This is a genomic window from Providencia sp. 21OH12SH02B-Prov (assembly GCF_027362595.1).
Classification (GTDB): domain Bacteria; phylum Pseudomonadota; class Gammaproteobacteria; order Enterobacterales; family Enterobacteriaceae; genus Providencia; species Providencia zhejiangensis.
Genome location: NZ_CP114796.1, coordinates 2019322 through 2034311, shown reverse-complemented (window position 1 = coordinate 2034311; position 14990 = coordinate 2019322). Strand labels below are relative to the sequence as shown.

Sequence of the window (14990 nt, the reverse complement as noted above, 5' to 3'; positions counted from 1 at the left end):
CTATGCCATTAACTGATATATCAACCCCTAGGCCTCAAGAGATCGCAGCGATTGACCTTGGTTCAAACAGCTTTCATATGGTGATTGCGCGTATTGTTAACGGTGCTCTACAAATACTGACGCGTTTAAAACAACGCGTGCATCTTGCCGATGGTTTAAGTGATACAAATGAACTGAGTGAAGAAGCCATGGAACGGGGCCTTGCCTGCCTTGCGTTATTTGCAGAACGCCTACAAGGCTTTACGGAAGAAAACGTCTGTATCGTAGGCACCCACTCTTTACGTGTTGCCACAAACGTTGAAGAGTTTTTGAAACGAGCCAAAAAAATCATCCCTTATCCAATTGAAATCATTTCTGGGCAAGAAGAAGCGCGTCTTATTTTTATGGGGGTAGAACACACCCAGCCCGAAAAAGGACGCAAATTGGTTATTGACATTGGAGGCGGTTCTACTGAATTAGTGGTAGGTGAACGTTTTGAACCTCTTTTAATCGATAGCCGTCGAATGGGTTGTGTGAGCTTTGCGCGAAATTACTTCCCGAATGAAGTCATTAGTTCAGAAAACTTTAATCGTGCCTATCTCACGGCTTGTTTAAAGCTTGAGCAGACCGCCAACAAGTTTAAACATATGCACTGGGATGTCGCGATGGGTGCTTCAGGAACAATCAAAGCCGTACATGCTGTGATTGTCGAGATGGGCGAACGTGACGGTATTATTACCCGCGAACGGCTCGAAAAGATTAAGCAAATGGCGCTGAAGTATAAAACTTTTTCAGCTGTTGCAATCCCTGGTCTCTCGACTGAGCGCAAACACGTGTTTGTTCCTGGCTTAGCGATACTCTGTGCTGTTTTTGATTCATTAGATATTAAAGAGTTACGGCTTTCCGATGGGGCGCTACGTGAAGGTGTACTTTATGAAATGGAAGGACGTTTTCGCCATCAAGATATCCGCCAACGTACGGCCTTGAGCCTTGCAGAACACTATAATATAGATAGAGAGCAGGCGCGGCGCGTGTTAAAGACGATGGAGGAGCTATATCATCAGTGGGCTCAGCAAAATCCCAAGTTAGCCAATCCGCAACTTGAATCCATTTTAATTTGGGCTGTGATGCTGCATGAAGTTGGCCTGCACATTAATCAGAGTGGTCTACATCGCCATTCCGCTTATATTCTACAAAATACCAATTTACCGGGGTTTAACCAAGAACAGCAAACTCTATTAGCGACGCTTGTACGTAACCACCGACGTGTGATTAAATTCGATGATATACCTAAGTTTAATTTATATAAAAGAAAACAATTTTTACCATTGATACAAATTTTACGGTTATCCATACTATTAAATAACCAAAGACAATCCACAACCATCCCATCATCATTACGCTTAGAAACCGATGATGGACACTGGACACTATACCTACCTGCTCAGTATTTGTCGCAAAATGCTTTGATGCAGCTTGATCTCGAAAAAGAGAGCGCTTACTGGGAGGATGTGCCCGGCTGGAAATTAGATATACGCGAAGAATCTAATTAGTATGACGACCGTGAATACTGTCTCCCTAAGATAGGGTTCTAGTTAGTTTTACGTTAATTTGCCTTGATTGTTGATATTTATTTGGGTTAACGATCAATAAATGGCAAAATATACGTGTTTTTTCGCCAATGGATCCACACAGGTACGCCAAGTACCCGTCATTGTTTTAAGGATTAAAATGTCACAACCTGCTTCCTCAATCGATGCGGTACCAACAATCAATCCGCATTCTCAGAAACTGGCTCACATCCGCCAGCAGATTCTGACGCTATTTTTGGATGATGAAGAATTTGTCCAAACGCTTGTCGAACATGACCAACACGCTATCTTAAGCGATAAGGCTCTTAGCGAAAAAATCAATGCAGTCAAAGAACTCCTCATTGATTTACACGCCGCCGATATTGCCGATATTTTAGAGATGTTACCTTATGATGAGCGTCTAGCGCTATGGCGTCTCGTCGATAACACGGAACGTGGTGAAGTGTTAGTCGAGGCTTCTGTCGCCGTTTGGGATAGCCTGATCAAGGATATGTCTGACAGGGAATTACTTCGCGCTGTTGCTAACTTACATGTTGATGAACAAGCGTATATTGCAGAGCATTTACCACAAGATACCATGCGTAGGCTACTCACCTACCTTGACCCGAGCTTACGAAGTCGTATTCGTGAAGTTCTGCAATATGCAAAAGACAGCGTCGGACAAATGATGGATTTTGAGTTCGTCACTGTCCGCCCCAATGTCACTTTAAAAACAGTTCAACGTTATCTCCGCCAACGTGGAAAAATCCCTGAGGCAACAGATAAAATTTTCGTCGTCGATAGTCATAATTATTTGCAGGGTGAACTCCCCCTCACGACGATATTAACGCAATCACCAGAGCGTATTGTCGCTGATGTCATGAAAACAGACACGGTCACCTTCTTACCCGATGAAAAAGGTGAAGATGCAGCCAGTGCGTTCGAACGTTATGACTTGATTTCAGCAGCTGTTGTCGACAGTAACGGCCTATTGATGGGACGGTTAACCGTTGAAGATATCGTTGATAATTTAAACGAAGAGAATGACAACAGTATCCGTCGTATGGGGGGGTTGAGCCCAGAAGAGGATGTGTTTGCCCCTGTTGGTCAAGCGGTGAAAACGCGTTGGACTTGGCTTGCCATTAACCTTTGTACGGCATTCATTGCATCTCGTGTTATCGGTGTCTTTGAGGACACGATCTCCCAACTAGTCGCCTTAGCGACCTTAATGCCTATCGTTGCCGGAATTGGAGGCAATACAGGTAACCAAACCATTACTATGATTGTGCGTGCAATCGCACTTCACCAAATCCAAACAGGTAGTTTCTCATTCTTAATGTTGAGAGAACTGGGGGTTGCCTTTATTAATGGTGTCGTTTGGGGGGGAATTATGGGGGTGATTACCTATTTCCTCTATGGTGACCTCGCAATGGGCGCAGTCATGACATTAGCAATGATCCTCAACTTGCTGATGGCGGCCATTATGGGCGTTCTTATCCCATTGATTATGCTCAAAGTGGGTAAAGATCCGGCTATCGGTTCTAGTGTTATGATCACTGCAATTACCGATACTGGTGGTTTCTTTATCTTCTTAGGTTTAGCAACGCTGTTTTTGGTTTAACCCCTTTTGGCATACCCAGAAAATTACACTCTGGGTATGCCAATTATAATACTTAGCCTACCCCATTACTCACATTATTAATTTCAAACTCTCTCCCAATAATTACACGCTTTTTGATTGTTTTTTATTTTCTCGCATTTTACGACGCTGTTGATTGTCATTATTGAAATAATTCATGACAAATAATGAAATTAATTATTTGTGACTGGATTGATGAATTAATCAACAAAAACAGCAATAAATCGCCTTATTTTCTCTTAATTCAAAAATGAGAATATATGATCTGCTGCAAAAAATTATTTATTAACATCATATAATGTGATTGTTTTGCGCGATGAAATATATAATTAAAAAAAGATATATAGTTAGATTATTCATCTTGTTTACAGAGTTGCAGTTTACAAAATATGGAATTTTCTGCTATAAATGAGTGCATGCATAAAGATACAGCGTATTAACTAGGTTGTTCCATCCAAGGTTTTATACCACTTATCTGCACACATCTAATATTATTTACTGTCTGCGACAGTAAATTTAGCGGTTATTCCGAATTTAAAATAAAAAAATATATTCGGTATTTGAAAAGGATAATATTATGACATCGCAAACAACCAGCCAGCCCTCGGCAAGGCCTTTGAGAAAAGAAGATTATAAAACATTAGGGTTGTCATCTTTAGGTGGAACCCTTGAATTTTATGATTTCGTCATTTTCGTCTTTTACGCGAAAATTATTTCTCAGCTATTTTTCCCTGGTGATAATGAGTTTTTAGCTCTGATGGCAACACTAGGTTTGTTTGCTGCGGGTTATCTTGCTCGCCCGCTTGGTGGCATTATCATGGCGCACTTTGGCGATAAAATCGGTCGTAAGAAAATGTTTACTCTTAGCATTTTCTTAATGGCCTTCCCAACCTTTGTCATTGGTTTCTTGCCTACCTACTCCACAATTGGCGCCGCTGCACCATTATTGCTTCTGTTGATGCGTATTATGCAAGGTGCGGCTATTGGTGGTGAAATGCCAGGCGCATGGGTATTTATTGCGGAACATACCCCCAAACAACGCTATGGCCTTGGCGTCGGTACTTTAACATCTGGTATCACTGGTGGCATCTTATTAGGCTCCATTGTCGCCATCATTATTGAACGTAGCTATAGCGCTCAGGAAATTCATGATTTCGCATGGCGTATTCCCTTTATTCTTGGTGGTGTTTTTGGCTTTATTTCCGTTTATTTACGTCGTTTCTTAGAAGAAACCCCTATTTTTAAAGAACTGGCGGCAAAAAAAGCGTTAGCAAAAGAGTTACCTGTTAAAACGGTGATAAAATCGCATAAACAAGCATGTATGATCACTGCGGCACTGACTTGGTCATTATCTACCGCTATCGTTGTGACCATTTTGATGACCCCTGATGTTGTGCTTAAAGGCCTTTACCAGATCGACCGTGATATCGCACTGCAAGCAAACTGCGCTGCAACTTTAACATTAACGTTAGGCTGTATCTTCTGGGGTTGGTTTGGCGATAAAATGGGTACCCGTGCCTCAATGACCTTGTCATGGGGGGGGTTGGCCGTCACTGCCTTGTATTTTTATTCGTCTTTATCCACGGATATTGCAGCCTCAACATTAATATTTAACTATGCCTTGATGGGCTTTTTTGTGGGGGCTATCGCGACTACCCCTATTATCAGTACTCGCGCATTTCCACCTGAAATTCGTTTTTCGGGCTTATCATTTGCCTATAACGTGGCTTACGCCATCTTTGGTGGATTAACGCCTATCTTAACTGGGGCATGGTTACAACAATCTCATATGGCGCCAGCGTATTATGTGGCGGGAGTCTCTTTATTAGCCGTTGCTGTTGCTTACCTGCCATTAGCTTGGAAAGGATGGACCGCCAACAGCGAAGCAGAACAGAATAAAGTTGGCGCATTAAATACCAGCGCATCACGCTAATGTGACCCCCTCTGTTATGTTATTTGTTTATAAACCTGTGGTTGTTAATCGCCACAGGTTTTTTTATACAATTTAATCTGCTAACCTGCTTATTCTGCACACTAGTTGACGTTTTTTTCATATTTCCTTCATTTTTACGTGTAACCCCCACGTTAAACTATTAACATAACGCAACTGACTAATTTTTAACTATATAGCAGATGCATATCTGCGACTTTGTCCTTCTAATGTGATGTTTTTCTACTTGTTGTTGAGCTAAGCGAAAATTTAAATGAATAAACAAAAACGCCGTACTACATTCACCCGTTCAGCCATTTTCGTTGCCGTCATAATCGCTGCCGGTGCAGGTTGGTATTTTTATTCGCAAGAAAACCCTTCCAGTACCACGCAAAATAATTCCAATACCCCGCGGCCGACACGACCTAGTGGAATGCCAAATCGCATGCTCGCACCTGTTCAATACGCTAATGCGGTGGAAAAAGTTGTTCCTCGTTACTTAACTGGCCTTGGCACTGTTCAGGCTGCAAACGTCGTCACTGTCACCAGCCGCGTTGAAGGACAATTAATGTCATTGCATTTTACTGAAGGCCAACAAGTGCAAGCGGGTGATTTACTTGCTGAAATTGATCCGCGTCCATTTGAAGTACAATTAGCACAAGCCGAAGGTCAGCTTGCTAAAGATAAAGCAACTTTGGCGAATGCTCGACTAGATTTAAGCCGTTATCAAAAATTAGCCAATACGAAGGTTATTTCACAACAAGAACTCGATAATCAGCGAGCCTTAGTGTTACAAGCAGAAGGCAGTATTAAAGTCGATCAAGCATCTGTTGATAACGCAAAATTACAGCTCACTTACAGTAAGATCACCGCCCCAATTTCAGGGCGCGTCGGTTTAAAACAAGTCGATGTAGGTAACTTCATTTCAGCTGGCAGCGCAACTCCTCTGGTCGTGATCACACAAACTCAACCTGCTGATGTCATATTTGCCCTGCCTGAAGGCGATATTCCCGCGGTTCAAAAAGCCCAATTATCCGGTCAAAAAGTCAAAGTCGAAGCGTGGGATCGCAATAATATTGCGATGATTAGTGAAGGCTACCTCTTGAGCACCGACAACCAAATAGACCCAGCCACCGGCACATTAAAAATGAAAGCCCGTTTCACGAACGAGTTACAAAGCTTATTCCCTAACCAATTTGTCAATATCAAAATGCAGGTCGAAACACTGCAAAATGCCGTTGTCATACCGACAGCTGCTTTGCAAATGGGGAATGAAGGCCATTATGTTTGGGTATTAAGTGATGATAACCATGTGAGTAAAAAATCCGTCACTGTTGGAATGCAAGATAGTCATCAAGTCGTGATTGAAAGTGGTCTAACCGCGAATACAAAAGTGATTACTGACGGTGTTGATCGTTTAACGGATGGTACCAGCGTTGAGGTCGTGAATAGTGAAACGGTCGCTAAATCAGCCAAACCGCAAAAAAATAAAAATACAGCGGAGAAAGCCTGATGCAGCCAGGGATCCAAAAAGGTGGCGGCCCTTCTCGTCTATTTATTTTACGTCCCGTCGCCACAACCTTATTTATGGTCGCGATCTTACTCGCAGGGATTATCGGTTATCGTTTTCTCCCTGTATCTGCATTACCTGAAGTGGACTATCCAACAATTCAGGTAGTGACGCTCTACCCTGGCGCTAGCCCTGAAGTCATGACATCGGCGGTAACTGCGCCGTTAGAAACACAATTTGGGCAAATGTCAGGTCTTAAGCAAATGTCTTCACAAAGTTCAGGCGGCGCTTCAGTGATCACACTGATGTTTCAGCTCACTTTGCCATTAGAGGTTGCAGAGCAAGAAGTTCAAGCCGCGATTAATTCAGCGTCCAGTTTATTGCCCTCTGATTTGCCCTATCCGCCAATTTACAACAAAGTTAACCCTGCTGACCCACCGATATTAACACTTGCGGTAACTTCAGATGCGATGCCTCTAACGCAAGTACAAGATATTATTGAAAACCGTATTGCTCAGAAAATCTCTCAAGTCAATGGTGTCGGTCTTGTGACACTGGCAGGTGGACAACGCCCAGCGGTTCGTGTCAGTTTGAATCCACAAGCAATGGCAGCAAAAGGCTTAGACAGTGATACTATTCGCACTGCGATCAACAATGCCAACGTGAACTCTGCAAAAGGGAGTTTCGATGGCCCTACCCGAGCTGTCACCCTATCAGCCAATGACCAAATGAAGTCACTGGATGATTATCGTCGTTTAATTGTTGCTTTCCAGAATGGGGCGCCGGTACGACTTGGTGATATAGCGACAATCGAGCAAGCCGCAGAGAATGCTTATTTGGGTGCTTGGGCCAATACGCAACAAGCGATTGTCATTAATATTCAACGCCAACCTGGCGCTAATGTTATCGAAACGACAGATACTATCCGCAATTTACTGCCTGAATTAATCGAGACACTGCCTAAATCAGTGGATGTTAAAATCTTAACGGATAGAACTAGCACGATTCGAGCCTCTGTCAACGATGTGCAATTCGAATTAATGCTTGCTATCGCACTGGTTGTCATGGTGATCTACCTGTTCCTCCGTAATGGTATCGCTACGTTAATTCCCGGTATTGCCGTTCCGCTTTCCTTGGTAGGCACCTTCGCCGTTATGTATTTTTGCGGTTTCTCCGTCAATAACCTCACATTAATGGCATTAACTATTGCCACAGGCTTTGTCGTGGATGATGCGATTGTGGTCATTGAGAATATTTCCCGTTATCTCGAACAAGGGGATAAACCCGTCGTAGCAGCCCTAAAGGGAGCCGGTGAAATCGGGTTTACCATCATTTCACTGACATTCTCGCTCGTGGCTGTTCTGATCCCGTTACTGTTTATGGGGGATATCGTTGGTCGCTTATTCCGTGAATTTGCTATAACCCTTGCAGTTGCTATCCTCATCTCTGCCGTGGTTTCATTAACACTCACGCCAATGATGTGTGCGCGTTTATTAAAACCCGAGTCAGAACATAAGCATAATCGCTTTGAAATCGCTTGTGAGCGTTTCTTCGATAGCATGATTGCAGGTTATGCAATTTGGCTCAAACGTGTATTAAATCATCGTTGGTTAACACTTTCTGTGGCTATCGGTACCTTGGTTCTAACTGTATTACTGTATATGTGGATCCCAAAAGGTTTCTTCCCATTACAAGATGGTGGGATTATTCAAGGTACCATTGAAAGCCGTCAATCGATTTCATTTGCAGCAATGTCGCAAAAACAGCAAGAAGTGGCCGAAAAATTATTGGCAGATCCGGCGGTCGAAAATATCACGACTTATGTGGGCGTCGATGGAACCAATGCAACACTGAATAACGGACGTATTCAAATTACCTTGAAACCATTAGACGAGCGCCCTGATCGTGTAAGTACCATTATTCCGCGCTTGCAACAAATAGCGAATACTGTCTCAGGCGTCAATTTATACTTGCAACCGATGCAAGACCTCACTATCGATACACAATTAGCGCGGACGCAATATCAATTTACCTTGCAAGCCAGCTCCTTGGATGAGCTAACTTTATGGGTGCCTAAATTACTGGCGGAATTAAAACAACAACCTGAATTAGTGGATGTCAGTAGTGACTGGCAAGACAAAGGGTTAGTTGCCTACGTTAATGTTGACCGAGATACAGCAAGTCGTTTTGGTATTAGCATGTCAGCTATCGATAATGCCTTATATAATGCCTTCGGTCAGCGCATGATCTCAACCATTTACACCCAGTCTAACCAATATCGTGTCATTCTGGAGCATAATACACAAACCCGTGATGGCATCGACGCATTAAATGATGTCCGTCTGAAAGGAACTGATGGCGCAATAGTTCCATTGAGTACCTTAGTCAACATTCAGGAAGGTTATGGCCCGCTAGCCATCAATCATTTAGATCAGTTCCCAGCGACAACATTCTCGTTCAACCTTGCTGAAGGTGCCTCTCTAGAATCAGCGGTAAATGCCGTCAAAAACGCTGAGGCACAAATTGAAATGCCTAAATCAATTACCACCCAATTTCAAGGCGCTACACTCGCTTTTGAAGCGGCGTTAAGTAGTACCGTTTGGTTGATTGCCGCGGCGATTGTCGCTATGTATATCGTGCTAGGTATTTTATATGAAAGCTTTATTCACCCGATTACAATACTGTCAACGCTTCCAACTGCGGGGGTGGGTGCATTACTTGCCTTAATGATGGCAGGCAGTGAACTCGATGTGATTGCGGTGATTGGTATCATATTGCTGATCGGGATAGTTAAAAAGAACGCTATCATGATGATTGACTTTGCTCTTGCTGCTGAACGCCAGCAAGGCATGTCGCCTAAAGAGGCTATCTACCAAGCTTGCTTATTACGCTTCCGCCCAATACTCATGACAACCATGGCCGCATTACTGGGGGCATTACCTCTCATGTTGAGCTCAGGGGTCGGCGCAGAGCTACGCCAACCACTGGGGATTTGTATGGTGGGAGGGCTAATTATGAGCCAAATCTTAACCTTATTTACGACGCCTGTAATCTACCTGTTATTTGATAGTCTTTCCAATAACTTAAAAGCCCGTCGTCAAAGCCGTAAACAACAGGTGTCATAATGAAGCGTTTCTTTGCACTGTTCATTAGCCGCCCTGTAGCGACCACATTGATTAGCGTCGCCATTTCGCTATGTGGCGCGCTGAGCTTTATTTTCTTACCTGTTGCCCCGTTGCCGCAGGTTGATTACCCCGTGATAAACGTGACAGCGTCACTTCCGGGCGCCTCTCCTGAAACAATGGCCTCTTCTATTGCGACCCCTCTTGAGCGTTCATTAGGGAGTATCGCGGGTATTAGTGAGATGACCTCCAGCAGTGCACTGGGTCGTACGACAATTACATTAGAATTTAATCTTAATAAAGATATCAATAATGCAGCTCGTGAAGTGCAAGCGGCGATTAATGCAGCACAAAACCTGTTGCCAAGCGGTATGCCAAGCAAACCTAGATACTATAAATCGAACCCATCCGATGCTCCCATCATGATTTTGACATTAACGTCAAAAACCCTGAGTACGGGTGAGATTTATGATATTGCATCAACCCGTTTATCACAGCGTATCGCACAAATTGAAGGCGTGAGTGAAGTTTCTGTTGGTGGGGGTTCGCTGCCTGCTGTTCGAGTTGAACTCAATCCAACGGCCTTGTTTAATCAAGGTGTATCGCTTGATAAAGTGCGTTCGGCGATAAGCAGTGCCAACGTGCGTCAGCCTCAAGGCTATATCAATGATGATGACAAGCGCTGGCAAGTGCAAACCAATGATGAATTAAAGAAAGCCGCGGATTATCGCCCCATTATTGTCCACTATCAAGATGGCAATGCCGTCAAATTAAGTGATGTCGCCAACGTTAAAGACTCCATCCAAGATGTGCGTACCGCAGGTATGTCTGGAGGAGAACCCGCTGTATTGATTGTCATCCGTCGTGAAGCGGGGGCAAACATTATTGAAACGGTTAATCGAATTCGTGCTGAACTGCCCGAATTTCAAAATATGATCCCCGCAGCAATTGATTTAAAAGTCGCGCAGGATAGAACGCCAACGATCCGTGCATCCCTGGTTGAAGTTGAGCGCGCACTCATCATTGCAATCGCTTTAGTTATACTTGTCGTTTTACTGTTTCTACGCTCAGGCCGCGCAACGCTAATACCCGCAATTGCGGTACCTGTTTCCTTAATTGGCACCTTTACTGCCATGTATCTTTGTGGATTCAGTTTAAATAATTTGTCATTGATGGCACTCACCGTTGCAACCGGTTTTGTGGTAGATGATGCCATTGTGGTACTCGAAAATATCTCACGTCATATTGAAAATGGCACTAAACCCTTTATTGCCGCGGTCAGAGGGGTTAGCGAAGTCGGATTTACCGTTGTTTCCATGAGCGTTTCCCTTGTTGCCGTATTTATTCCGTTGCTTTTAATGGAAGGATTGGTCGGGCGTCTATTCCGTGAATTTGCTATCACACTCGCCACCGCCATTGGCATATCATTGGTTATCTCACTGACACTCACACCGATGATGTGCGCCCATTTATTAAAAAAACGGATTATAAAAACCGACAAGCCTAATAGCACTCACCGTTATTTACAGCGGATACAAGAAAGTTACGGCGTCACGTTAAATTGGGTGTTATCACATAAACGCAGTGTGCTAGCGATTTTATTTGCGACAATTGGGCTCAATATCTATTTGTATATCGCTATCCCTAAAACGTTTTTTCCTGAGCAAGATACGGGGCGTTTACTCGGTTTTGTTCGTGCTGACCAAAGTATCTCATTTCAAGCGATGAAAGAAAAAATGACGCGCTTTATGCAGCAAGTCAAGGCTGATCCTGCCGTCGAAAGTGTCACAGGTTTTACAGGCGGTAGTCGCGTGAATAGTGGTTCTATGTTTATTTCTTTAAAGCCACTCGATGAACGCACAGAGAGCGCCAATGCGGTCATTAATCGATTGAGAGCTAAGTTAGCCAAAGAACCAGGCGCTAACTTATTTATGATGCCAGTACAAGATATTCGTGTTGGTGGTCGGCAAGCAAACTCCAGCTATCAATTTTCACTATTGGCCGATGAACTCAATGCCCTACGCGAGTGGGAACCCGCAATACGTAAAGCTATTGCAGACCTTCCTCAAGTCACCGATGTGAACTCGGATAAGGAAGATAAAGGCGCTGAAATGGCTATGACCTATGATAGAGATTTAATGGCTCAATTAGGTATCGATGTCCGGATTGCTAATGACCTATTGAATAACGCTTTTGGTCAGCGTCAAGTTTCCACCATTTATGAGTCCATGAACCAATATAAGGTCGTCATGGAGGTTGCTCCTGAGTACACTCAAGATGTCAGCTCACTGGATAAGATGTTTGTTATCAATAGTAACGGTGAAGCGATACCATTGTCTTATTTCGCTCGCTGGCAACCTGCAAATGCACCATTAAGCGTAAACCATCAAGGCCTATCGGCATCCTCAACCATTGCCTTCAACGTCGCTGAGGGGTATACCCTTGAAGAGGCTATTTCAGCAATCGAAAAAACAATGACAGCGCTTGGCGTCCCCTCCACGGTTAGAGGGACGTTTGCAGGCACGGCTCAAATATTTCAAGATACTCTAAAATCACAATTATTTTTGATTTTTGCCGCGATTATCACCGTATACTTAGTGTTAGGTATCTTGTATGAAAGCTATATTCACCCATTAACCATCTTATCGACATTGCCTTCGGCTGGTGTTGGTGCTTTACTCGCTTTGGAGCTATTTAATACCCCATTTAGCCTAATCGCGCTAATCGGGATCATGCTTCTCATCGGTATAGTGAAGAAGAACGCCATTATTATGGTTGATTTTGCAATCCAAGCTCAACGTAATGAAGGTTTAACGGCCCGTGACGCTATTTTCCGCGCCAGTTTACTCCGTTTTAGACCTATTTTAATGACTACGCTTGCAGCAATCTTTGGCGCCCTACCACTCGCGTTAGGAAGTGGTGATGGTGCAGAGTTACGTCAACCATTGGGTATCACGATTGTGGGTGGCTTGGTGATGAGTCAGCTTCTCACCTTATTTACCACACCCGTCGTGTATTTATGCTTTGATCAACTCAGACAGCGTTATAGCAAAAAAGCAGTAACGCTTACTCATTAAGGCAACATAATGAAACTGAGATTTAATAGTGTCAGCACCCGATTGTTTTTGGCCATTTTTGCCACCTGCATACTGCTTGTTGTTATCATGCACCAAGGTGTGCGCATGAGCTTTCAACATGGTTTTATCGATTATATTCGCGAGAATGATCAACAGCGTACTGAACTTATTGCCGATGCTCTTGCTGAACAATACGATGAAACCGGCAGCTGGCGTTTTTTAATACGGAATGAACGTGCCTTTTTTCATATTTTACGCAGCATAGAACATCACCAACGTGCCCTTCCTCCTACCAAACCAAAAGGTTGGCGTTCTTATTTTTGGGTTTACGATAGCCAAGATCAGTTGATTTTAGGCCGTGATGTTCCTTTACCGGATGATGTCATCCGTCAACCAGTCGTCACATCCAATGGCAAGACTGTGGGTTGGGTGATTGCCAGTAGTGGCGATGGTATCAGCAGTGAAATTGACCGCCGCTTTGATGAACAACAGATGCTAACCAGCTGGCTAATTGCAGGATTATCTTTAGTTGTTGCCTTAATCGCGACTCTTTTGTTAGCAAGAGGCTTTTTAAAGCCCATTAAACGGCTTTTATATGGGACTAATCAGCTTGCTAATGGTGATTTTTCAATCCGTGTTGCGGAAGTCGGCCACGATGAACTGGGGCAATTAGCGAAAGATTTTAACCATTTAGCTTCAACCCTTGAAAAAAATGAACAGATGCGTCGCGACTACATGGCGGATATCTCTCATGAGTTACGAACACCATTATCCGTCTTACAAGGTGAATTAGAAGCGGTACAAGACGGTGTTCGTAAAGCCACCCCTGAGACCATTAATTCTTTACTCGCAGAAACGCAAACATTGATTAAACTCGTCAATGATTTGCATCAACTGTCTCTGTCTGATCGTGGTTCATTAGTGTATCGCATACAGTCTGCGGATATTATTCCATTAATTGATATGACGATTGGCCAAGCCCATTGGCGACTTGAAGAAAAACAGTTAACCGTTGAGGCCAATTTACCTCAGCAGCAAATCATGAATATCGATCCTGACCGTATCCTACAGCTCTTTTATAATTTAATGGAAAATAGCCTACGCTATACCGACCCTCTCGGTAAAATAGTGATTCGAGCCACTGTTGAAAATGACCAGTTTTCCCTTTATTGGGAAGACAGTGCTCCGGGGTTAACGGCACAGCAATGTAGCCACCTGTTCGAACGCTTCTATCGCGCTGAAGAGTCTCGTAGCCGTGCTAGCGGCGGCTCTGGCCTAGGATTGGCAATTTGTTATAATATTATAGAAGCCCATAAAGGAAGCATACATGCTAGCCCTTCTTCTTTAGGTGGCGTATGCATTGCTATCCATTTACCGCTTAATCAAAAGGAAAATGAGCAGTGACAGTATTAGAAACTTCAAGTGCCAATGTATTGGTTGTTGAAGATGAGCCAAAACTTGGACAACTACTGTACGATTATCTTCACGCCGCTGGGTACCAGCCTTCACTGCTACAAAGGGGTGATGGCGTCGTTGATTATGTGCGACAACATCAGCCGGATATTATCCTACTTGATTTAATGCTGCCGGGTATGGATGGATTGAGCATTTGCCGCGAACTGCGGAAGTTTTGCGAAATACCGATTATTATGGTGACGGCAAAAACCGAAGAGATCGACCGTTTATTAGGTCTTGAAATCGGTGCTGACGACTATATTTGTAAGCCTTTTAGCCCTCGCGAAGTGGTGGCACGCGTGAAAACTATCTTACGACGTTGTCAGCGTCTCCCCATCTCCGATAAAAGCAAGACACAACTGGTCATCGATGAAAATGCTTTTCAGGTTCGCTACGGCGAACAGCTGTTAGAATTGACCCCCGCTGAATTCCGTTTACTGAAATTCTTGTCTGATAACGCCGGAACCGTTTTCTCTCGTGATCAGCTACTTGATATTCTTTATGATGACCATCGTATTGTTACCGATAGAACGATTGATAGCCATGTGAAAAACTTACGTCGTAAACTTGAATCCCTCGACAGTGAAAAAACGTTTATTCGCTCTATTTATGGTCTTGGTTATCGGTGGGATGAGGTCTAGCCTTATTCATTGATGCAGGTCAGTTAGACTTACTTTTTGTGGGGAATATTTTGATTTCCTGAAAAA

General features: G+C 43.6%; 8 protein-coding genes. All 8 read left to right on the top strand.

The genetic code is table 11. The annotated features are described in order from the left end of the window. Nucleotides 1–2: 2 nt before the first annotated feature. The 8 genes from ppx (at nt 3) to baeR (ending at nt 14924) form a co-directional block, all read left to right on the top strand. Nucleotides 3–1532: an exopolyphosphatase gene (gene ppx, locus O7C57_RS09665; protein WP_154625007.1), complete on the top strand. Its 1530-nt coding sequence runs from the start codon at nt 3–5 to the stop codon at nt 1530–1532. Nucleotides 1533–1710: 178 nt separating this feature from the next. Further along, nucleotides 1711–3171, top strand: a complete 1461-nt coding sequence (gene mgtE / locus O7C57_RS09660) for a magnesium transporter (protein ID WP_154625008.1) — start codon at nt 1711–1713, stop codon at nt 3169–3171. 595 nt (nt 3172–3766) lie between these two features. Next, complete coding sequence (locus O7C57_RS09655) at nt 3767–5122, top strand: MFS transporter (RefSeq protein ID WP_269723951.1); 1356 nt, start codon at nt 3767–3769, stop codon at nt 5120–5122. A 271-nt stretch (nt 5123–5393) separates the two neighbouring features. Further along, the gene (locus O7C57_RS09650; RefSeq protein WP_154624052.1) at nt 5394–6632 is read left to right on the top strand and encodes an MdtA/MuxA family multidrug efflux RND transporter periplasmic adaptor subunit; all 1239 of its coding nucleotides are present in this window, start codon (nt 5394–5396) and stop codon (nt 6630–6632) included. Beyond that, nucleotides 6632–9754 (top strand): MdtB/MuxB family multidrug efflux RND transporter permease subunit, encoded by a 3123-nt coding sequence (locus O7C57_RS09645; RefSeq protein ID WP_154624053.1) that lies wholly within the window; start codon nt 6632–6634, stop codon nt 9752–9754. Before O7C57_RS09650 ends, O7C57_RS09645 begins: the two co-directional genes overlap by 1 nt. Beyond that, nucleotides 9754–12828: a multidrug efflux RND transporter permease subunit MdtC gene (mdtC, locus tag O7C57_RS09640; RefSeq protein ID WP_154624054.1), complete on the top strand. Its 3075-nt coding sequence runs from the start codon at nt 9754–9756 to the stop codon at nt 12826–12828. The genes O7C57_RS09645 and mdtC overlap by 1 nt, the downstream gene beginning before the upstream one ends. A gap of 9 nt (nt 12829–12837) precedes the next feature. Then, nucleotides 12838–14232, top strand: coding sequence for a two-component system sensor histidine kinase BaeS (gene baeS, locus O7C57_RS09635; RefSeq protein WP_154624055.1), 1395 nt, complete (start codon nt 12838–12840; stop codon nt 14230–14232). Beyond that, nucleotides 14229–14924, top strand: a complete 696-nt coding sequence (baeR, locus tag O7C57_RS09630) for a two-component system response regulator BaeR (RefSeq protein ID WP_163861431.1) — start codon at nt 14229–14231, stop codon at nt 14922–14924. The genes baeS and baeR overlap by 4 nt, the downstream gene beginning before the upstream one ends. The last annotated feature ends 66 nt before the right edge of the window (nt 14925–14990 follow it).